Here is a 17,916-nt window from a genome sequence, read left to right as displayed (position 1 = left end):
AATTCTTCTAAACAGCTGCCCACCAGTATCTACTTGCTATGCAAAGTGCCATAAATATAAGCGTTCCAGTTGCAGCAATAAAATCCAAATTGGTAAGTACAAGCTGCTTCATTCTTGTTCTTCCCTCTCCACCTCTATAACAGCGAGCTTCCATAGCCATTGCAAGCTCATCTGCTCTTCTAAACGAACTTATAAAAAGCGGAACTAAGAGGGGTATTAGGTTTTTTGCCCTTCTAAGTATATTGCCACTTTCAAAATCTGCACCTCTCGCCATTTGAGCTTTCATTATCTTATCAGTTTCATCCATAAGTGTTGGAATGAATCTAAGAGCTATTGTCATCATCATAGCTAATTCGTGAGCAGGAACCCCTATTTTTTTAAAAGGATTCAGCAGCCTTTCAATACCATCAGTTAACTCTATAGGAGAAGTAGTAAGTGTTAAAAGTGAGGTACCGATAATTAAGAAAGTAAGCCTTAATATCATAAAGGCAGCCATTATAAGTCCCTCACGATATACTCTTAGGAACTTCCATTGAAATAGAAGTACATCTCCGCTAGTCATAAAAATATTGATAAGAGCTGTAAATAAAAGTAGTACAAATATAGGCTTTAAGCCTTTGTATATATACTTTACAGGAACTTTAGAAATTAAAATCGATATTGCTGTAAAAGCTATAACAAATATATAACCTTCAAAATTATTTACTAAGAAAAGAGTAACTATATAAAAGATTGAAATTAATATTTTAACTCTTGGATCAAGCTTGTGGACAAAAGAGTCACCTGGTATGTATTGGCCTATTGTTATATCCTTAATCATCTTCCAGCGCTCCTTAATACATTTATAATTTCTTCCCTAGCTTGTGCTATTGTAAATGCATCACCAGACACATTAAAGCCTTTTTCTTTAAGTTGCCTCATTAGATAAGTAACCTGAGGCACAGCAAGACCCACACTTTCCAATGTATCTATCTCCTTGAATACATCCGTTGGCCTACCATCTAAAATACACTTACCCCTATGCATAACTAATATTCTGTCAGCTACTTTGGCTACATCTTCCATACTATGGGATACCAAAATTATTGTCATCTTGTATTCCTTATGCAAAACTTTCACCTGATTTAAAATATCGTCTCTTCCTCTAGGATCTAATCCTGCGGTTGGTTCATCTAAAATAAGAACGTTAGGTTCCATAGCAACAACTCCAGCTATAGCAACCCTTCTCTTTTGTCCACCGCTTAAATCAAATGGTGATTTATTTTTATAGGTCTCATAGTCAAGACCTACCATTTTCATAGCTCTCTTAACTCTATTGTCTATTTCCTCGTCGCTTAACCCTAGGTTTTTAGGACCAAACGCTATATCTTTTTCTATTGTTTCTTCAAAAAGTTGATATTCTGGATATTGAAATACAAGTCCAACTTTTTTACGAATATCACTGAGCTTCACACCTTTATCAGCAATATTAACATCATTAATAATGATATTTCCACTGTGTGGTTTTAACAATCCATTAATATGCTGGATTAAAGTTGATTTACCCGAACCAGTATGACCAATAAGTGCAACAAATTCTCCATCATTTATAGTTACTGAAACATTGTCTAAAGCTTTCTTTTCGAAGGGTGAACCCTTCATATAAATATGTGTCAGATTTTCTATTTTAATTGGCATAGAGCATTCACCATCTCATCTATTGATAATATATTTGTATCAATTTTAATTCCACTCTTCTGCAGTTCATAAGCAAGTTCTGTAACTTGTGGAACATCAAGTCCTATGTTTTTCATAACAGGAACCTGACTAAATATATCCCTAGGGGTTCCCTCAAGCTTTATACTTCCTTGATCCATAACTATAATTCTATCTGCTTCTGCAGCTTCTTCCATAAAGTGTGTTATTAAAATTATAGTTATTCCATAATTTTCATTTATATCCTTTATGGTTTTTATAACTTCTTTTCTTCCTGATGGGTCTAACATTGCTGTTGGTTCGTCAAATACAATACACTGTGGTCTCATTGCTAAAATTCCGGCAATTGCGATTCTCTGTTTCTGTCCTCCTGAAAGTAGATGTGGTGCATGCCTTTTATAGTCAAACATATCCACTTTCTTTAATGAGTCTTCAACTCTTGCTCTTATTTCAGAAGGTTCTACACCTAAATTTTCTGGTCCAAAAGCTACATCCTCTTCAACAATAGTAGCAACTATCTGATTGTCTGGATTTTGAAATACCATTCCTGCCTTGTTTCTTATGTTCCATAAATTATTGGCATCAGAAGTGTCTAGGCCATCTACATACATCTTTCCTCCGCTAGGAAGAAGAAGTGCATTAACATGCTTTGCAAGAGTTGACTTACCAGAACCATTACGTCCTAGTACTACTATGAACTCACCTTTTTTAACAGATAAATTAACACCGTCAACAGCAACTTTTGCTAGTTCACCCTCATTTGCAGCATATTTGTATATAAGGTCCCTGCACTCTACCATATTATCACTCATAGAAAACCTCCTAGTATTTCTCTAGGGTACACAACAATTATCAATTGTTGTGCCTCTATTACAAAAAAGGGACTAAGCTAGTTTAACTTAATCCCTTTTATATTATACTAACTCTAGTATAACCATTTCTGCTCCGTCGCCTCTTCTTGGACCTACTTTGTACATTCTAGTATATCCACCATTTCTCTCAGCATACTTTGGAGCTATCTTTTCAAATAAATCTGCAACTACAGCTTCTTCTGTTACAAAAGCAAGTACTTGTCTTCTAGCGTGAAGATCTCCTCTTTTAGCAAGAGTAATCATTTTTTCAGCTATATTTCTAGTTTCTTTTGCTCTAGTATCAGTAGTTTCTATTTTTCCGTGCTTTAAGAAACTAGTAACTAAGTTTCTAAGCATTGCTTTTCTTTGGTCAGTTGGACGACCAAGTTTACGGTATCCTGCCATGTCATTACCTCCTTTTTGAACTCATTGTTTATAGGATATCAACTAAAGATATTCCTATGCGCAATATATCGGTAAAAACCATTTAGGCTTTTACCTATTCATCGCTCATTCTTAAGCCAAGTCCTAAAGCAGCAAGCTTTTGCTCAACTTCTTCTAAAGACTTTTTACCTAAGTTTCTAACTTTCATCATATCGTCCATTGATCTTTGAGTTAATTCTTGAACTGTATTTATACCAGCTCTCTTTAAACAGTTGTAACTTCTAACTGAAAGATCAAGTTCTTCTATGGTCATTTCAAGTACTTTTTCTTTCTTATCTTCTTCTTTTTCAACCATGATTTCTACATTGTTAGCATGGTCTGTTAGTGTCATAAATAACTTAAAATGTTCGATAAGTATCTTTGCAGACAAACCTATAGCTTCATCTGGTTTAATAGTACCATTAGTCCATATTTCAAGAGTTAATTTATCGTAGTCAGTAATCTGTCCTACTCTAGTATTTTCAATTGTAAAATTAACTCTCTTTGTAGGTGTATATATTGAATCTACTGGAATAGTGTTAATAGGCTGATTGTCACTCTTATTCTTAGCTTGAGAAACATAACCTCTTCCTCTATCTACAGTGATTTCCATATATAATCTTCCATCAGAATCTAACGTAGCTATATGTAGATCTTGATTAACAACCTCTACATCTCCATCAGTCTTGATATCTGCTCCAGTAACTTCGCCTTCACCTTTAGCATCGATATAAATAGTCTTTGGTCCTTCTCCATTCATCTTAAGAGCTAAACCCTTTATGTTAAGCACTAGTTCAGTTACGTCTTCCTTAACTCCCTGAACAGTTGAAAACTCATGAAGGACATTTTCTATTTTTATGGCATTTGGCGCAACTCCAGGCAATGAGGAAAGTAATATTCTCCTCAATGCATTTCCTAGAGTAGTACCATATCCTCTTTCTAAAGGCTCAACGACAAACTTACCGTAAATACCATCTTCACTAAGCTCGACACATTCTATTTTTGGCTTTTCTATTTCTAACATACTATAACCCTCCTTATTATTAAATTAATTGCTATTTTGAGGGCAACTGATTCTATCTCTATTACTTGCTATATAACTCAACTATTAATGTTTCGTTAACTGGAATATCTATGTCAGCTCTTGCTGGCTCAGCTATAACCTTGCCTTCAAAGTTTTCTGAACTACCTTGTAACCAGTTTGGAAGAGCCTTTGGATTTTCAGCAAATACTTTAAATCTTTCGCTGCTTCTGCTCTTTTCAGCAACAGTGATAACATCATTTACAGATACTTCATAAGATGGAATATCAACTTTCTTTCCATTTACTAAGAAATGTCCGTGAGTTACTAACTGTCTAGCTTCTCTTCTTGATCCACCATAACCTAGTCTGAACACTACGTTATCTAATCTCATTTCTAGAAGCTTAAGAAGGTTCTCACCTGTGATTCCCCTCATTCTATCAGCTTTCTCATAGTACTTTCTGAATTGGCCTTCAAGTAATTCGTAGATTCTCTTAGCCTTTTGCTTCTCTCTTAATTGAACACCATAGTTTGAAAGCTTTTTCTTGCTTTGCCCGTGTTGTCCTGGCGCATAGCCTCTTCTAGCAACTGCACATTTATCTGTATAGCATCTATCCCCTTTTAGGAATAGCTTCATCCCTTCTCTTCTGCATAATCTGCAGTGAGCTCCAGTATATCTTGCCATTAAATCTACACCTCCTGTAAATTTCTCTCTATATATTACAACAAATTAAACTCTTCTTCTCTTAGGTGGTCTGCAACCGTTGTGTGGTATTGGAGTAACGTCTTTTATTAAAGTTACTTCAAGCCCTGCTGCTTGTAAAGATCTTATTGCAGCTTCTCTACCTGCTCCAGGTCCCTTTACATAAACTTCAACACTTCTTAAGCCGTGTTCCATAGCTGCCTTAGCTGCAGTTTCTGCTGCCATTTGAGCTGCATATGGGGTACTCTTTCTAGACCCTCTAAATCCTAATCCACCTGCACTTGCCCATGATAAAGCGTTTCCGTTTCTATCAGTAAGGGTAACTATAGAGTTATTGAAAGTGGATTTGATATGTGCAGCACCATGCTCAACATTTTTTCTTTCTTTTCTTCTTCTAGTGGTCTTTTTAACCTTTGATTGAGCTGCCATTTCCTAACCTCCCTACTATTTCTTCTTCTTAGCCCCTATAGCTCTCTTTGGGCCTTTTCTTGTTCTTGCATTTGTCTTTGTTCTTTGTCCTCTTACAGGAAGACCTTTTCTATGTCTAAGTCCTCTATAAGTTCCTATTTCAACTAGTCTCTTTATGCTAAGAGCTATATCTCTTCTTAGATCACCTTCAACCTTGAAGTTTTTGTTAATATAATCTCTTAATGCATTAACTTCTTCTTCAGTTAAATCTCTAACTCTTGTGTCTGGGTTAACACCAGTTTCACTAAGTATTTTGTGTGAACTTGGTAATCCTATTCCATATATATATGTTAGACCTATTTCTACTCTTTTCTCTTTTGGTAGGTCAACACCTGCTATTCTTGCCATTAAATCTTACACCTCCTAGGTATTAATCAAGCGAAAGTATTGCTAAAATATATATAAAAGTTTCAGGTCAATAGAAGCATAATGTTTCTACTGTCAGCCGCACCTAAAACAGTATTAACATTAATTAACCTTGTTTTTGTTTGTGCTTAGGATTTTCACAGATAACCATTACTCTTCCTTTTCTTTTTATTATCTTGCACTTTTCACATATTGGTTTTACTGATGGTCTTACTTTCATGGCTAACCCTCCTTAATTACTTTGCTCTCCAGGTTATTCTACCACGTGTTAAGTCATATGGAGATAACTCCACTGTAACTTTATCCCCTGGTATAATCCTTATGAAATTCATTCTAAGTTTGCCTGAAATATGAGCTAATATTTCATGACCACTTTCTAGTTCAACTCTGAACATTGCATTAGGTAGTGATTCTAAAACCTTACCCTGCATTTCAATAACATCTTCTTTTGACATAAGGTAATCAAACCTCCTCATTAGAGTTCATAGACTGTAAATATTTTCTTATCGCATTATTATTAACCTTATCTCCTTCTTGAAGTAGGTTTTTGATATTTTCTGATGTATGTTTTGTAAAGATAAGATGTTTTATCTTTTTCTTCTTGGGTTTTTGTAATCTTCTTAAATCTCCATCTGAAATATAGACATAATTTTCATTAATTATATCTACGATGACAAAGTATCTACCTTCATCTCTTCCAGACTTAGATAGTACAACCCTTCCAATATAGTCAGTACTTATCAAAATAACCACCTCATTAGATAAGAGTTAATATCTCAGGTCCATTATTTAAAATGGCTACTGTATTTTCATAATGCGCTGATAAAGTACCATCTGCGGTGACAACAGTCCAATCATTCGCTTCAACCTCAACGTGATACTTTCCGATATTCACCATAGGTTCTATAGCTAAAACCATACCATGTTTAAGTTTTGGTCCCCTTCCTGGTTTACCAAAGTTAGGAACCTCAGGATCTTCATGCATATCTTTTCCTATACCATGACCTACAAAATCGCGCACAACTGAAAATCCAAAGCTTTCAACATAAGTTTGTATTGCAGCGGATATATCAGTAAGTCTATGTTCTACCGTAGCATAATCTATTCCTTTAAAAAAGCTTTCTCTAGTAACTTCAATTAATTTTTCAGCTTCTTTTGAAATCTTTCCAACTGGAACAGTTCTAGCAGCATCTCCTTGATATCCATTTAAAATGGCACCACAATCAATACTAATTATATCTCCCTCTTGAAGTACACGATTCCCTGGTATTCCATGTACAACTTCATTGTTTACAGATGAACAAATAGAACCTGGGAAGCCATGATAACCCTTAAAGGATGGTTTAGCATTATGCTTTATTATGAACTCTTCTGCTATTTTATCTAATTCTGCAGTGGTTATACCTGGTTTTATTACCTCTTCAAGTCTTGCTAGAGTTTCTCCAACAAGCCTACCCGCTTTTCTCATATAGTCGATTTCTATATCATTCTTTATAATTATCATTTATCTCTCTCCCTAGGATATCGCAAATATTTTTAAAAACATCGTTAATTGCCTGTGTTCCATCAACTACTGAAAGTAAGTTTTTATCTCTATAATAGTTTATTAGTGGCTGAGTTTGTGCATCATAGATTTCCAGCCTGTTTCGTACTGTACTTTCCTCATCATCTTTCCTTTGAATAACATCACTGCCACAAACATCGCATTTACCTTCAATAATAGGAGGGTTAAATTTATTGTGGTAGCTGGCTCCGCAGGAAAGACACACTCTTCTTCCGCTCATACGTTCAATTATAAAATCTTTTGGAACATCAATCAACAAAGCAGTTGTTAAACTATCATTATTTTTAACTAAAAAATTATCTAGTGCTTTTGCTTGAGCAACTGTTCTAGGAAACCCATCGAGCAGATATCCTTTATTACAGTCTTCCTGTTTTAGCCTTTCCTCCACTAATTGAATAGTTATATCGTCTGGCACCAACAGTCCTTTATCAATGTTTTTTTTTGCTTCAATCCCTAGGAGGGTCATTTCCGATATATGCTTTCGGAAAATATCACCTGTAGATATGTGTGGTATGGAAAATCTATTGCATATTGACTTAGCTTGAGTTCCCTTTCCAGCTCCAGGAGGACCTAATAAAACTATTTTCAATAGCACCATCTCCAATTAGTTATTTTAAAAATCCTTGGTAATGACGCATTACTAATTGTGATTCTAATTGTCTCATGGTATCCATGGCAACTCCAACCACAATCAGCAGGCTGGTTCCTCCAAAATAAATCCCTTTGAAGTTAGTGTGTCCTTCTAAATAGATAGGGAATACAGCAATAAGTGCTGCAAAGGTTCCACCAATAAATGAGACTTTATTTAATACTCTTTCAATATGTCTTGCAGTATGATCACCAGGTCTTATACCAGGAATAAATCCTGAAGACTTATGCATATTTTCAGCCATTTCATCTGGTTTAAATGTAATTTGTGTATAAAACCATGCAAAGAATAATATCAATACGAAGAACGTAATCATATACATCCAAGAATTATCCTTAAACGGACTGTACTTAGACCCAACAATTGCTTTAAACACTGGCGATGTTGGCCAGAATTGAGCAATTGTTTTCGGGAACTGCATTACTGATGATGCAAAAATTATAGCAATAACCCCAGAAGAATTTAAATTTATTGGAATATGAGTTGATTGTCCCCTGAAAGTTTTATTTCCTACAGTTTTTCCTGCATACTGAACAGGTATTCTTCTTTCTGCCAAACTCATTACAACAACTGCAACTAATAATGCTGCAACAGCTACTATAAATATTATAACCTCTACTATATTAATTTCTTCAAAGCTTTGGAGACTCGCAATTTGGTTAATAGTCACAGGCATTCTCGATATAATATTAATAAATATTAAAAGAGACACACCATTACCAATTCCTTTTACTGTTATTTGATCACCAAGCCACATCAAGAATATTGACGCAGTAGTAACTATAAGCATTATAAGGAATACACTCATTTTTGAATTATCCTTTAAAACACCATAGTTCGCTATTAAAACATAGGTTGTAAAGGACTGTAGCAACGCAAAAGCAACAGCAGCATATCTAGTATAATTTTGGATTTTTTTTCTACCATCTTCGCCTTCTTTTGAAAGCTGCTCTAAATATGGTATAGCTATTGTTAAAAGCTGCATTACTATCGATGCATTAATGTATGGGATAACACCCATAGCAAAAATATTAAATCTACTAAATGCTCCACCTGTCATCAGGTCATAAAATCCAAATAAAGTTCCTTGATTGGCTAAGTTCTTTAATGCGCTTGAGTCAACGCCAGGAACGAGGATATGACTCCCCATCCTGTATATTGCAACAAAAAGTAGTGTGTATAGTAACCTTTTTCTTAACTCGGGAGTCCTCCATGCATTACGTAGGGTTGATAACATCTATACCACCTCAACTTTTCCCCCAGCCGCTTCAATCTTCTCAGCTGCAGTTTTAGAAAATTTTGCTGCCTTAACTGTCAACTTCTTTGTCATGTCACCGTTTCCTAATATTTTAACACCATCATATAATTTGCTAACTACTCTAGTTTCAAGTAATAATTCAGGTGTAACTACTGTTCCATCTTCGAATATATTTAATCTATCAACGTTTATTGTAGCGTATTCTTTAGCAAATATGTTTGTGAAACCTCTCTTTGGAAGTCTTCTGTAAAGAGGCATCTGACCTCCTTCAAATCCAGGTCTTACTCCGCCGCCGGATCTAGCCCATTGTCCTTTTTCACCTTTACCAGCGTTTCTTCCTAAACCTGAACCAGTACCTCTACCAACTCTTTTTGGGCTCTTCTTAGAACCAGCTGCTGGCTTTAGTTCGTTAAGTCTCATCATTTACACCTCCTCGATTGTTTTATTTTATTATACTTCTTTTACTTCTATAAGATAGCTAATTGTGTTGATCATACCTCTAATTTGAGGATTATCTTCCTTCTCAACGCTCTTTCCAATTGTCTTTAAACCAAGAGCTTTAGCTGTTGCTATATGATTGTCTTTTCTTCCAATCAAACTCTTCTTTAATGTTATTTGAAGCTTCGCCATGGTCAACCCCTCCTAACCTAGAATCTCTTCAACGGTTTTGCCTCTAAGTTTAGCTATATCCTCAGCTGTTCTTAAGCTAGCTAATCCGTTTATTGTAGCATTAACCATGTTTCTTGGGTTGTTTGATCCAAGAGACTTAGCTCTTACGTCCTTTAAACCTGCAAGCTCAAGTACTGATCTAGCTGGACCTCCAGCTATAACTCCTGTACCTTCTGCAGCTGGCATTATTAGAACCTTACCTTTACCAAACTCACCAGTTATATTGTGAGGAACTGTTGTTCCAACTATAGGTACCTTAACAAGATTTTTCTTAGCATCTTCCATTCCTTTTCTTATTGCTTCAGGAATTTCGATTGATTTTCCGATACCAACTCCAACGTGGCCATTTTCATCTCCAACTACTACAAGAGCACTGAATCTGAAGTTTCTACCACCCTTAACAACCTTAGTAACTCTATTTATAAAAACAACTTTTTCTTTAAGCTCTAGTGTGCTAGGATCAATTCTCATTTATTTCCCTCCTTCTTTTAGAATTCTAGTCCTGCTTCTCTTGCACCTTCAGCAAGTTCTTGTATTCTTCCGTGATAAATGAATCCACCTCTGTCAAATACTACAGACTTGATTCCCTTCTGTGCTGCTCTTTGAGCTACTAACTTACCAACTTCTCTAGCAGCAGCTTTGTTACTACCTACTCCATTAAAATCTTTATCTAATGAGGAAGCAGCAACTATAGTTACTTGAGCAACATCATCTATAATTTGAGCATATATATTTTTCTCACTTCTGAAAACTGCTAATCTTGGTCTTTCAGCAGTTCCTTGAACCTTCTTACGAATTCTTAAGTGACGTCTAACTCTAGCTTCTTGTCTATCTTCTTTTCTAATCATGAAGTTCACTCCTTTCTACTATATGTCAATACTCTAAATTACTTTATACGCATTGACTTTTGTTACTTCAATTATTTCTTACCAGTCTTACCTTCTTTACGTCTGATAACTTCGTTATCATACTTAATACCTTTTCCTTTGTAAGGCTCAGGTTTTCTCCAAACTCTGATATCTGCAGCAACATCTCCTACAAGTTCTTTATCAATTCCCTTAACTACAACTTTTGTTGGAGCTGGTAATTCGAACTCTATTCCTGAAACTGCTTCAATTTCAACTGGATGAGAAAATCCAAGGCTTAAAACTAGTTTCTTTCCTTGTAGTGCTGCTCTATATCCAACACCTACTAGTTCAAGTGTTTTTTGATAGCCTTGAGTAACACCTGTAACCATGTTATTTATTAAAGCTCTTGTTAAACCATGAAGAGCTCTTTCTTCTTTATTATCACTGTTTCTTGTAACAACTATTGAGTCGTTCTCTACAGCTATATTTATTTTTGTGCTCATTTCCTTTACTAGTTGACCTTTTGGTCCTTTAACAGTAACAATGTTATCTGGTGTTACTGTAACTGTTACACCGTTTGGTATAGCAACTGGAAGTCTTCCCACTCTTGACATCTATTACACCTCCTCTGTTAATTACCAGATGTAGCAAATAACTTCTCCACCTAGTCCTAATTTTCTTGCTTCTCTATCAGTAACGATTCCCTTTGAAGTTGATATAACTGCAACTCCAAGTCCGTTTAACACCTTAGGAGTTTCTTCCTTTTTACAATAAACTCTAAGTCCTGGCTTAGAAATTCTTCTAAGACCTGTTATAACTCTTTGCTTATTAGCACCATATTTCATGGATATTCTTAACATAGGAACTGAACCATCATTATACTCTTCTATGTTCTTAAGATATCCCTCTTGTAACATTATATTTGCAACTGCCTTCTTTATATTTGAAGAAGGTACTTCTACTATTTCATGTCTAACCACATTAGCGTTTCTTATACGGGTTAGTAAATCTGCAATAGGATCTGTCATAGCCATTTATTTGTGCCTCCTTTCACTTAATAAGTTGTATTACCAACTTGCCTTCTTAACGCCAGGAATCTGGCCCTTGTATGCAAGTTCTCTAAAACAAATACGGCATATACCGAACTTTCTTAATACAGCATGTGGTCTTCCACATATTCTGCATCTAGTGTAAGCTCTAGTTGAAAACTTAGGTTCTTTATTCCACTTTTCTATCAAAGCCTTACGTGCCATGTTTTCCCTCCTTAATTATTGAGCAAATGGCATTCCAAGGAATCTTAATAACTCTCTTGCTTCCTCGTCTGTATTTGCTGTAGTTACGAATATTATATCCATACCTCTTACTTTGTCAATTTTATCATATTCAACTTCTGGAAATATTAACTGCTCTTTAATTCCTAAGGAGTAGTTTCCTCTTCCATCGAATGATTTGTCTGAAATTCCTCTGAAGTCTCTAACTCTAGGAAGAGCAACATTCATTAGCTTATCAGCAAATTCATACATTTTGTTTTTTCTAAGAGTAACCTTACAGCCTATAGGCATGTTTTCTCTTATTTTGAAGTTAGCTATTGACTTCTTAGCTCTGGTAAGAATTGGCTTTTGGCCAGTTATAAGTTGCATATCAGCCATTGCAGATTCTAGAACCTTAGCATTATCCTTTGCTTCTCCAACTCCCATGTTCACAACAACTTTATCAAGCTTTGGAACTTCCATTATATTTTTATATCCGAACTTTTCCATTAAAGCTGGGATAACTTCTTTTTCATATCTCTCTTGTAGTCTTGTAACCATTAGTTAAACCTCCTTTCAAAGATTAAAATGTTTCTCCACACTTTTTGCACACTCTAACTTTAGTTCCATCTTCAAGTATCTTATGGCTTATTCTTGTTACGTTTTTGCAGTTATTGCAGTATAACATAACCTTTGAACTAAATATAGCAGCTTCTTTTTTAATTATTCCACCTTGCATATTTGCTTTGTTTGGCTTAGTGTGTCTGCTAACAACGTTAACGTCTCTAACAACAACCTTGCCAGTTTTAGGCATTACAGCTAAAACCTCACCGATTTTACCTTTATCTTTACCTGATATAACCATTACTGTATCTTTTTTTCTTACATGTACTTTATTATTTTCCATCATAGCCACCTCCTGTTTATAGAACTTCAGGCGCTAATGAAAGAATTTTTGTATATTCCTTATCTCTTAGCTCCCTAGCCACAGGCCCAAAGATACGAGTTCCCTTTGGCTGCTTATCATCTTTTATTACAACTGCTGCATTTTCATCAAACTTTATATATGAACCATCCGCTCTTCTCATTCCCTTAACGGATCTAACGATAACTGCCTTTACAACGTCACCTTTTTTAACAACACCGCCAGGTGTTGCACTTTTAACGCTAGCAACTATTACGTCTCCAATGTTACCATACTTTCTCTTTGATCCGCCTAAAACTCTGATACACATAATCTCTTTAGCACCAGTGTTATCAGCTACCTTTAACATTGTTTGTTGCTGTATCATGTAAATACCCTCCTTTCAGTGTTAAAGCTATTTAGCTTTCTCAACTATTTGAACTAGTCTCCATCTCTTATCCTTTGATAATGGTCTAGTTTCCATTATTAAAACTCTATCATTAAGCTTAGCTTCATTATTCTCATCGTGAGCCTTAAACTTTGTAGTTCTATTCATTGTCTTTCCGTATAATGGGTGACGAACTTTAGTTTCAACTGCAACTACAATTGTTTTATCCATCTTATCGGAAACAACTCTTCCTATTCTTGTTTTTCTCATTGCTCTTTCCACTTGGATGCTCCTCCTTTCGGCATTACTGCTTTATTGCCCTTAACTCAGCTTCCCTAAGGATGGTCTTAATTTGGGCTATAGACTTTTTAACTTCTTTAATTCTCATAGGATTTTCAAGCTGACCTGTAGCAAGCTGAAATCTTAAGTTAAATAATTCAGCTTTTAGGCCGTTTAATTTGTCTGTTAAATCTTGAGGAGTACTTTCTCTTAAATCTCTTAAATCATTAGCCTTCATTAATCTCACCACCCATTTCCTCAAAATCTCTTCTTGTAACAAACTTAGTTGCTACTGGAAGTTTGTGTGATGCTAGTCTCATTGCTTCTCTAGCAACCTCTTCTGATACTCCTGATAACTCGAATAACACTCTGCCTGGTTTAACTACTGCTACCCAGAACTCTGGTGAACCCTTACCGGAACCCATACGTGTTTCAGCTGGCTTTTCAGTTACTGGCTTATCTGGGAAAATCTTTATCCAAAGCTTTCCCCCTCTTTTTACGTGTCTGTTTATTGCAATTCTCGCTGATTCTATTTGATTGCTTGTAATCCATCCTGGTTCAGTTGCTTGAATAGCGAAATCTCCATAAGCTATAAAGTTACCTCTTGTAGCTTTACCTCTCATGTTGCCACGTTGAACCTTACGATGTTTAACTCTTTTAGGCATTAACATAGCGTAATCCTCCTTCCTTATGCGTTTGCTTCTTCCTTTTTAACTTTCTTTACTGGAAGAACTTCACCTTTATAAACCCAAACCTTAACTCCGATTTTTCCGTAAGTTGTATCTGCTTCAGCAAATCCATAGTCTATGTCTGCTCTTAAGGTGTGTAGTGGAATTGTACCCTCATGATATCTTTCGGATCTTGCGATTTCAGCACCGCCAAGTCTTCCTGAACATTCAGTCTTAACTCCCTTTATCCCTTGTCTCATTGCCCTTTGAATTGTTTGCTTCATAGCTCTTCTAAAAGCTATTCTCTTTTCTAATTGAGCAGCAATGTTTTCAGCCATTAATTGAGCATCAGTTTCAGCACTCTTAACTTCAACTATGTTGATAAGAACTGTCTTATCTCCAACTAAAGTTTGAACATTCTTCTTTAGTTCTTCTATTCCAGAACCGCCCTTACCTATTACCATGCCTGGCTTAGCAGTAAATATATTAAGCTTTACTCTTTTAGCAGCTCTTTCAATTTCAATTTTAGCTATTCCAGCTTGGAACAGTTTCTTTTTTACAAATTCTCTTACTTTATTATCTTCTATAAGATTGTCAGCAAAATTCTTGTTATCTGCATACCATCTTGCATCCCAATCCTTAATAACACCGACTCTAAGTCCGTGTGGATGTACTTTTTGTCCCACTATATATCCCTCCTTCTTAAGCTCTTTCCTTAACTACTAGAGTAATATGACTTGTTCTCTTCTTTATGCTGAAGGCTCTACCTTGAGCATGTGGTCTAAATCTTTTTAATGTTGGTCCATGACCTACATGTGCTTCTGCAACATATAATCTAGCTGTATCTAAGTTTAGATTATTTTCTGCATTTGCTACAGCTGATTTCAACACCTTATTCACCACTGCAGCAGCATCCTTTGGAGTATATTGTAATATAGCAACAGCTTCGTTAACATTTTTATCTCTTATTAAATCAAGAACTATCCCAACTTTCATTGGTGACATTCTTACGTATTTAGCTATAGCTTTAGCTTCCATAGTTAGCTACCTCCTTCCCAAAACTATCTTAAACCAGACTTCTTCTCTGTTCTATCTACGTGACCTCTATAAGTTCTAGTTACAACGAATTCCCCAAGCTTGTGTCCTACCATATCTTCTGATATGTAAACAGGAACGTGCTTTCTTCCGTCATGCACTGCTATAGTGTGACCTATCATTTGTGGGAATATAGTTGAGCTTCTAGACCAAGTCTTTATAACTTTCTTTTCTCCAGCTTTGTTCATTTCGTTTATTTTCTTTAATAAACCCTCGTGGACAAATGGTCCTTTTTTTAATGATCTGCTCACGGATTTTGCCTCCCTTCATATTACCAACTTATTAGTAACAATAATTTAGGAAGAGAATATTAAAATTCTCTCCTAATTATTTAGTGTTTCTTCTCTTAACAATTAATCTGTCTGAGTATTTCTTATGCTTTCTAGTCTTTAATCCAAGTGCTGGCTTACCCCATGGAGTAAGTGGTCCTGGATGACCTATTGGTGACTTACCTTCTCCACCACCGTGTGGGTGATCAACAGGGTTCATTACAGAACCTCTTACAGTAGGTCTCCAACCCATATGTCTCTTTCTACCTGCATTACCTAGGTTAACAATTTCATGTGTTAAGTTTGAAACTGTTCCAATAGTGGCTCTGCACTCGATTCTTACATATCTCATTTCTCCACTTGGAAGTCTTAGAGTTGCATAGTCGCCTTCTTTAGCCATAAGCTGCGCAGATGTTCCTGCACTTCTTACTAACTGAGCACCCTTGCCAACTGCTAATTCTACATTATGAATTACTGTACCAACTGGTATGTTCTTAAGTGGTAATGTATTACCTACTTTTATATCAACATCTGGACCAGATACTACTACGTCTCCAACTTTTAAACCAACTGGAGCAATGATGTATTTCTTTTCTCCATCTGCATAAGTTACTAATGCTATATAAGCAGATCTGTTTGGATCATACTCAACAGTAGAAACTTTTGCTGGGATACCGTCCTTATTTCTTTTAAAATCTATTATTCTATAACTTTGCTTTGCACCACCACCGTGATGTCTAACAGTTATCTTACCTTGATTATTTCTACCAGCCTTCTTCTTTAATGCTACTAAAAGAGATTTCTCTGGTTTATCAGTTGTTATCTCTTCAAATGTAGGCATTGTCATTTGTCTTCTAGAAGGTGTGGTAGGGTTAAATTTCTTTATTGCCATCTATGTTCCCTCCTTCTTTTAGCTTTTCTGGCCTTCAGCCAATACATGCTTTATTAATTACATTCCTTCGAAAAACTCTATTGTCTTGCTATCTGCTGTAAGCTTAACAACAGCTTTCTTGTAGTCAGGTCTCTTACCAAAGTGAACTCCAACTCTCTTGTTCTTTCCAAGAATGTTCATTACCTTTATTTCATCAACTTTAACTCCAAATACTTCTTCTACAGCTTTTTTAACCATAGTCTTGTTTGCATGAACATCAACTATGAAGGTGTATTTCTTGTCTGCCATAGAAGCCATACTCTTTTCTGTTATAACAGGTCTTCTTATTATATCGTAATTAGTTAGCTTCATTATGCATACACCTCCTCAATCTTTGATACAGCATCTTTTGTAACTATTACTTTTTCATACTTCAATAAGTCATAAACATTTATATTGTTAACTGGAGCAACTGCTACCCCTTCAATATTTCTTGCTGACTTATAAACATTTTCATTAACTTCAGCAGTTACGATTAATGTTTTCTTAGCACTAAATGCATTAAGCATTGCAACAACTTCCTTAGTTTTTGGAGCAGCTAATTCTAAACTCTCTAGAACTATTAGATTGTTATCAACAACCTTTGATGAAAGAGCTGCTTTTATAGCTACTCTTCTCATTTTCTTAGGAGTTGCCATGCTGTAATCTCTTGGCTTTGGAGCAAATACGATACCACCATGAATCCATTGTGGTGATCTTGTTGAACCCTGTCTTGCTCTACCAGTTCCCTTTTGTCTCCAAGGCTTTATTCCACCTCCAGAAACTTCAGCTCTAGTCTTAGTAGACTGTGTTCCTTGTCTCTTATTAGCAAGCTGTGCTACTACAACTTGATGCATTGCATGAGCGTTTATTGGAGCTCCAAATACGCTTTCTGCTAGTTGAATATCTCCAACTTTTTGACCTTCTTTATTAAATAATCCTACTGTAGGCATTCTGTATCCTCCTTTCTACCAAAACTAAGCTTTCACTGAGTTTCTTATTACAACTAAACCCTTGTTTGGTCCAGGTATTCCACCCTTTATAAGGATAAGATTTTTTTCTGGCATTACCTTTGCAACTGTTAGGTTTAAAACTGTTGTATTAACATTACCCATGTGACCTGGCAATTTTTTATTCTTGAAGGTTCTTGATGGGTCAGATGATCCTCCCATGGAACCTACTGCTCTATGGAACTTTGAACCGTGTGTTTCTGGTCCTCTGTGAGCATTCCATCTTTTTATAGTACCTTGGAATCCCTTACCTTTGGAAACTCCTGATACATCTATCTTTTCTCCTGCAGCGAACACGTCAGCCTTTATTTCTTGACCCACTTGATATTCACTAGCATTCTCTAATCTTAATTCCTTAACGTGTCTCTTTAGAGAAACACCAGCCTTTGCAAAGTGACCTTTGACAGGCTTATTTCTTAATGATTCTCTTATGTCTCCAAATCCTACTTGTATAGCATCATAACCATCTTTTTCAACAGTCTTTTTCTGAACTACAACACAAGGACCTGCTTCAACAACCGTAACTGGAACCACTTTTCCATTCTCATCAAATATTTGAGTCATACCAAGTTTCTTACCTAGTATAGCCTTTTTCATATTTCTTGCACCTCCTAAACATATTAGCGGA

At 35.8% G+C, this 17,916-nt stretch carries 34 protein-coding genes; all 34 read right to left on the bottom strand.

Annotated elements, in window-relative coordinates:
• Positions 1–7 precede the first annotated feature (7 nt).
• Positions 8–820, bottom strand: a complete 813-nt coding sequence (locus tag NBE98_RS13730; protein ID WP_250815535.1) for an energy-coupling factor transporter transmembrane component T family protein — start codon at positions 818–820, stop codon at positions 8–10.
• Positions 817–1,677, bottom strand: coding sequence for an energy-coupling factor transporter ATPase (locus NBE98_RS13725; RefSeq protein ID WP_250815534.1), 861 nt, complete (start codon positions 1,675–1,677; stop codon positions 817–819). The genes NBE98_RS13730 and NBE98_RS13725 overlap by 4 nt, the downstream gene beginning before the upstream one ends.
• A complete protein-coding gene (locus NBE98_RS13720; protein WP_250815533.1) occupies positions 1,662–2,507 on the bottom strand; it encodes an energy-coupling factor transporter ATPase in 846 nt (281 codons plus the stop codon). Before NBE98_RS13720 ends, NBE98_RS13725 begins: the two co-directional genes overlap by 16 nt.
• Positions 2,508–2,609: 102 nt before the next feature.
• Positions 2,610–2,951 (bottom strand): 50S ribosomal protein L17, encoded by a 342-nt coding sequence (gene rplQ, locus NBE98_RS13715; RefSeq protein WP_250815532.1) that lies wholly within the window; start codon positions 2,949–2,951, stop codon positions 2,610–2,612.
• A 94-nt stretch (positions 2,952–3,045) separates the two neighbouring features.
• Positions 3,046–3,993, bottom strand: coding sequence for a DNA-directed RNA polymerase subunit alpha (locus NBE98_RS13710; protein ID WP_250815531.1), 948 nt, complete (start codon positions 3,991–3,993; stop codon positions 3,046–3,048).
• A gap of 61 nt (positions 3,994–4,054) precedes the next feature.
• Positions 4,055–4,675: a 30S ribosomal protein S4 gene (gene rpsD, locus NBE98_RS13705; protein WP_250815530.1), complete on the bottom strand. Its 621-nt coding sequence runs from the start codon at positions 4,673–4,675 to the stop codon at positions 4,055–4,057.
• 45 nt (positions 4,676–4,720) lie between these two features.
• A complete protein-coding gene (rpsK, locus tag NBE98_RS13700; RefSeq protein ID WP_250815529.1) occupies positions 4,721–5,122 on the bottom strand; it encodes a 30S ribosomal protein S11 in 402 nt (133 codons plus the stop codon).
• A gap of 15 nt (positions 5,123–5,137) precedes the next feature.
• Positions 5,138–5,509 (bottom strand): 30S ribosomal protein S13, encoded by a 372-nt coding sequence (gene rpsM, locus NBE98_RS13695; protein ID WP_250815528.1) that lies wholly within the window; start codon positions 5,507–5,509, stop codon positions 5,138–5,140.
• Positions 5,510–5,633: 124 nt separating this feature from the next.
• Positions 5,634–5,747 (bottom strand): 50S ribosomal protein L36, encoded by a 114-nt coding sequence (rpmJ, locus tag NBE98_RS13690; protein ID WP_025434559.1) that lies wholly within the window; start codon positions 5,745–5,747, stop codon positions 5,634–5,636.
• Between the two features lie 16 nt (positions 5,748–5,763).
• Positions 5,764–5,982, bottom strand: a complete 219-nt coding sequence (infA, locus tag NBE98_RS13685) for a translation initiation factor IF-1 (RefSeq protein WP_250815527.1) — start codon at positions 5,980–5,982, stop codon at positions 5,764–5,766.
• 7 nt (positions 5,983–5,989) lie between these two features.
• Positions 5,990–6,268, bottom strand: coding sequence for a KOW domain-containing RNA-binding protein (locus NBE98_RS13680; protein WP_250817583.1), 279 nt, complete (start codon positions 6,266–6,268; stop codon positions 5,990–5,992).
• 16 nt (positions 6,269–6,284) lie between these two features.
• Entirely contained in the window at positions 6,285–7,031 is a 747-nt protein-coding gene (gene map / locus NBE98_RS13675) for a type I methionyl aminopeptidase (RefSeq protein WP_250815526.1), read from the bottom strand.
• Positions 7,012–7,680: an adenylate kinase gene (locus NBE98_RS13670; protein WP_250815525.1), complete on the bottom strand. Its 669-nt coding sequence runs from the start codon at positions 7,678–7,680 to the stop codon at positions 7,012–7,014. The genes map and NBE98_RS13670 overlap by 20 nt, the downstream gene beginning before the upstream one ends.
• Positions 7,681–7,699: 19 nt before the next feature.
• Positions 7,700–8,977 carry a preprotein translocase subunit SecY gene (gene secY, locus NBE98_RS13665; protein WP_250815524.1) on the bottom strand — a complete coding sequence of 426 codons (1,278 nt, stop codon included), beginning with the start codon at positions 8,975–8,977 and terminating at the stop codon, positions 7,700–7,702.
• Positions 8,978–9,418: a 50S ribosomal protein L15 gene (gene rplO, locus NBE98_RS13660; protein ID WP_250817582.1), complete on the bottom strand. Its 441-nt coding sequence runs from the start codon at positions 9,416–9,418 to the stop codon at positions 8,978–8,980.
• Between the two features lie 30 nt (positions 9,419–9,448).
• Positions 9,449–9,628 (bottom strand): 50S ribosomal protein L30, encoded by a 180-nt coding sequence (rpmD, locus tag NBE98_RS13655; protein WP_250815523.1) that lies wholly within the window; start codon positions 9,626–9,628, stop codon positions 9,449–9,451.
• A gap of 12 nt (positions 9,629–9,640) precedes the next feature.
• The gene (gene rpsE / locus NBE98_RS13650) at positions 9,641–10,138 is read right to left on the bottom strand and encodes a 30S ribosomal protein S5 (RefSeq protein WP_250815522.1); all 498 of its coding nucleotides are present in this window, start codon (positions 10,136–10,138) and stop codon (positions 9,641–9,643) included.
• Between the two features lie 17 nt (positions 10,139–10,155).
• On the bottom strand, positions 10,156–10,515 hold the full coding sequence (rplR, locus tag NBE98_RS13645) for a 50S ribosomal protein L18 (RefSeq protein ID WP_250815521.1): 360 nt from the start codon (positions 10,513–10,515) through the stop codon (positions 10,156–10,158).
• 71 nt (positions 10,516–10,586) lie between these two features.
• Positions 10,587–11,129, bottom strand: a complete 543-nt coding sequence (rplF, locus tag NBE98_RS13640; protein ID WP_250815520.1) for a 50S ribosomal protein L6 — start codon at positions 11,127–11,129, stop codon at positions 10,587–10,589.
• Positions 11,130–11,150: 21 nt separating this feature from the next.
• Positions 11,151–11,549 carry a 30S ribosomal protein S8 gene (gene rpsH, locus NBE98_RS13635; protein ID WP_250815519.1) on the bottom strand — a complete coding sequence of 133 codons (399 nt, stop codon included), beginning with the start codon at positions 11,547–11,549 and terminating at the stop codon, positions 11,151–11,153.
• 33 nt (positions 11,550–11,582) lie between these two features.
• The gene (locus NBE98_RS13630; protein WP_250815518.1) at positions 11,583–11,768 is read right to left on the bottom strand and encodes a type Z 30S ribosomal protein S14; all 186 of its coding nucleotides are present in this window, start codon (positions 11,766–11,768) and stop codon (positions 11,583–11,585) included.
• Between the two features lie 15 nt (positions 11,769–11,783).
• Positions 11,784–12,326: a 50S ribosomal protein L5 gene (gene rplE / locus NBE98_RS13625; protein ID WP_250815517.1), complete on the bottom strand. Its 543-nt coding sequence runs from the start codon at positions 12,324–12,326 to the stop codon at positions 11,784–11,786.
• 22 nt (positions 12,327–12,348) lie between these two features.
• Positions 12,349–12,672 carry a 50S ribosomal protein L24 gene (gene rplX / locus NBE98_RS13620; protein WP_250817581.1) on the bottom strand — a complete coding sequence of 108 codons (324 nt, stop codon included), beginning with the start codon at positions 12,670–12,672 and terminating at the stop codon, positions 12,349–12,351.
• Between the two features lie 16 nt (positions 12,673–12,688).
• Positions 12,689–13,057, bottom strand: coding sequence for a 50S ribosomal protein L14 (gene rplN / locus NBE98_RS13615; protein ID WP_250815516.1), 369 nt, complete (start codon positions 13,055–13,057; stop codon positions 12,689–12,691).
• A gap of 27 nt (positions 13,058–13,084) precedes the next feature.
• Complete coding sequence (gene rpsQ, locus NBE98_RS13610) at positions 13,085–13,339, bottom strand: 30S ribosomal protein S17 (RefSeq protein ID WP_250815515.1); 255 nt, start codon at positions 13,337–13,339, stop codon at positions 13,085–13,087.
• 22 nt (positions 13,340–13,361) lie between these two features.
• Complete coding sequence (gene rpmC / locus NBE98_RS13605; RefSeq protein ID WP_250815514.1) at positions 13,362–13,574, bottom strand: 50S ribosomal protein L29; 213 nt, start codon at positions 13,572–13,574, stop codon at positions 13,362–13,364.
• Positions 13,564–14,007, bottom strand: coding sequence for a 50S ribosomal protein L16 (gene rplP, locus NBE98_RS13600; protein ID WP_250815513.1), 444 nt, complete (start codon positions 14,005–14,007; stop codon positions 13,564–13,566). The genes rpmC and rplP overlap by 11 nt, the downstream gene beginning before the upstream one ends.
• Positions 14,008–14,024: 17 nt before the next feature.
• A complete protein-coding gene (rpsC, locus tag NBE98_RS13595; protein ID WP_250815512.1) occupies positions 14,025–14,690 on the bottom strand; it encodes a 30S ribosomal protein S3 in 666 nt (221 codons plus the stop codon).
• Positions 14,691–14,706: 16 nt separating this feature from the next.
• Positions 14,707–15,042 (bottom strand): 50S ribosomal protein L22, encoded by a 336-nt coding sequence (gene rplV / locus NBE98_RS13590; protein ID WP_250815511.1) that lies wholly within the window; start codon positions 15,040–15,042, stop codon positions 14,707–14,709.
• A gap of 23 nt (positions 15,043–15,065) precedes the next feature.
• Positions 15,066–15,350, bottom strand: coding sequence for a 30S ribosomal protein S19 (gene rpsS / locus NBE98_RS13585; RefSeq protein WP_250815510.1), 285 nt, complete (start codon positions 15,348–15,350; stop codon positions 15,066–15,068).
• Positions 15,351–15,426: 76 nt separating this feature from the next.
• Entirely contained in the window at positions 15,427–16,260 is an 834-nt protein-coding gene (gene rplB / locus NBE98_RS13580; protein WP_250815509.1) for a 50S ribosomal protein L2, read from the bottom strand.
• A 57-nt stretch (positions 16,261–16,317) separates the two neighbouring features.
• Positions 16,318–16,611: a 50S ribosomal protein L23 gene (gene rplW, locus NBE98_RS13575; RefSeq protein ID WP_250815508.1), complete on the bottom strand. Its 294-nt coding sequence runs from the start codon at positions 16,609–16,611 to the stop codon at positions 16,318–16,320.
• The gene (gene rplD, locus NBE98_RS13570) at positions 16,611–17,231 is read right to left on the bottom strand and encodes a 50S ribosomal protein L4 (protein WP_250815507.1); all 621 of its coding nucleotides are present in this window, start codon (positions 17,229–17,231) and stop codon (positions 16,611–16,613) included. The genes rplW and rplD overlap by 1 nt, the downstream gene beginning before the upstream one ends.
• 24 nt (positions 17,232–17,255) lie before the next feature.
• Positions 17,256–17,885: a 50S ribosomal protein L3 gene (gene rplC, locus NBE98_RS13565; protein WP_250815506.1), complete on the bottom strand. Its 630-nt coding sequence runs from the start codon at positions 17,883–17,885 to the stop codon at positions 17,256–17,258.
• Positions 17,886–17,916 lie beyond the last annotated feature (31 nt).

It is taken from the genome of Clostridium swellfunianum (assembly GCF_023656515.1).
GTDB classification, from domain to species: domain Bacteria; phylum Bacillota; class Clostridia; order Clostridiales; family Clostridiaceae; genus Clostridium_AT; species Clostridium_AT swellfunianum.
This window is presented reverse-complemented; position numbering and strand designations above follow the sequence as displayed.

Coding starts and splice junctions, on each gene's coding strand:
- NBE98_RS13720 (WP_250815533.1), bottom strand. CDS start 2,507: ATGAGTGATAATATGGTAGAGTGCAGGGACCTTATATACAAATATGCT.
- NBE98_RS13630 (WP_250815518.1), bottom strand. CDS start 11,768: ATGGCACGTAAGGCTTTGATAGAAAAGTGGAATAAAGAACCTAAGTTT.
- rplR (WP_250815521.1), bottom strand. CDS start 10,515: ATGATTAGAAAAGAAGATAGACAAGAAGCTAGAGTTAGACGTCACTTA.
- rplE (WP_250815517.1), bottom strand. CDS start 12,326: ATGGTTACAAGACTACAAGAGAGATATGAAAAAGAAGTTATCCCAGCT.
- secY (WP_250815524.1), bottom strand. CDS start 8,977: ATGTTATCAACCCTACGTAATGCATGGAGGACTCCCGAGTTAAGAAAA.
- infA (WP_250815527.1), bottom strand. CDS start 5,982: ATGTCAAAAGAAGATGTTATTGAAATGCAGGGTAAGGTTTTAGAATCA.
- rpsE (WP_250815522.1), bottom strand. CDS start 10,138: ATGAGAATTGATCCTAGCACACTAGAGCTTAAAGAAAAAGTTGTTTTT.
- rpmD (WP_250815523.1), bottom strand. CDS start 9,628: ATGGCGAAGCTTCAAATAACATTAAAGAAGAGTTTGATTGGAAGAAAA.
- rpmJ (WP_025434559.1), bottom strand. CDS start 5,747: ATGAAAGTAAGACCATCAGTAAAACCAATATGTGAAAAGTGCAAGATA.
- rpsM (WP_250815528.1), bottom strand. CDS start 5,509: ATGGCAAGAATAGCAGGTGTTGACCTACCAAAAGAGAAAAGAGTAGAA.
- rpsD (WP_250815530.1), bottom strand. CDS start 4,675: ATGGCAAGATATACTGGAGCTCACTGCAGATTATGCAGAAGAGAAGGG.
- rplV (WP_250815511.1), bottom strand. CDS start 15,042: ATGGAAGCTAAAGCTATAGCTAAATACGTAAGAATGTCACCAATGAAA.
- rplC (WP_250815506.1), bottom strand. CDS start 17,885: ATGAAAAAGGCTATACTAGGTAAGAAACTTGGTATGACTCAAATATTT.
- rplW (WP_250815508.1), bottom strand. CDS start 16,611: ATGAAGCTAACTAATTACGATATAATAAGAAGACCTGTTATAACAGAA.
- NBE98_RS13725 (WP_250815534.1), bottom strand. CDS start 1,677: ATGCCAATTAAAATAGAAAATCTGACACATATTTATATGAAGGGTTCA.
- rpmC (WP_250815514.1), bottom strand. CDS start 13,574: ATGAAGGCTAATGATTTAAGAGATTTAAGAGAAAGTACTCCTCAAGAT.
- rplO (WP_250817582.1), bottom strand. CDS start 9,418: ATGAGACTTAACGAACTAAAGCCAGCAGCTGGTTCTAAGAAGAGCCCA.
- rpsH (WP_250815519.1), bottom strand. CDS start 11,549: ATGGCTATGACAGATCCTATTGCAGATTTACTAACCCGTATAAGAAAC.
- rplP (WP_250815513.1), bottom strand. CDS start 14,007: ATGTTAATGCCTAAAAGAGTTAAACATCGTAAGGTTCAACGTGGCAAC.
- rplX (WP_250817581.1), bottom strand. CDS start 12,672: ATGGAAAATAATAAAGTACATGTAAGAAAAAAAGATACAGTAATGGTT.
- rplB (WP_250815509.1), bottom strand. CDS start 16,260: ATGGCAATAAAGAAATTTAACCCTACCACACCTTCTAGAAGACAAATG.
- rplQ (WP_250815532.1), bottom strand. CDS start 2,951: ATGGCAGGATACCGTAAACTTGGTCGTCCAACTGACCAAAGAAAAGCA.
- rpsK (WP_250815529.1), bottom strand. CDS start 5,122: ATGGCAGCTCAATCAAAGGTTAAAAAGACCACTAGAAGAAGAAAAGAA.
- NBE98_RS13730 (WP_250815535.1), bottom strand. CDS start 820: ATGATTAAGGATATAACAATAGGCCAATACATACCAGGTGACTCTTTT.
- rplN (WP_250815516.1), bottom strand. CDS start 13,057: ATGATACAGCAACAAACAATGTTAAAGGTAGCTGATAACACTGGTGCT.
- rplD (WP_250815507.1), bottom strand. CDS start 17,231: ATGCCTACAGTAGGATTATTTAATAAAGAAGGTCAAAAAGTTGGAGAT.
- map (WP_250815526.1), bottom strand. CDS start 7,031: ATGATAATTATAAAGAATGATATAGAAATCGACTATATGAGAAAAGCG.
- rplF (WP_250815520.1), bottom strand. CDS start 11,129: ATGTCAAGAGTGGGAAGACTTCCAGTTGCTATACCAAACGGTGTAACA.
- NBE98_RS13710 (WP_250815531.1), bottom strand. CDS start 3,993: ATGTTAGAAATAGAAAAGCCAAAAATAGAATGTGTCGAGCTTAGTGAA.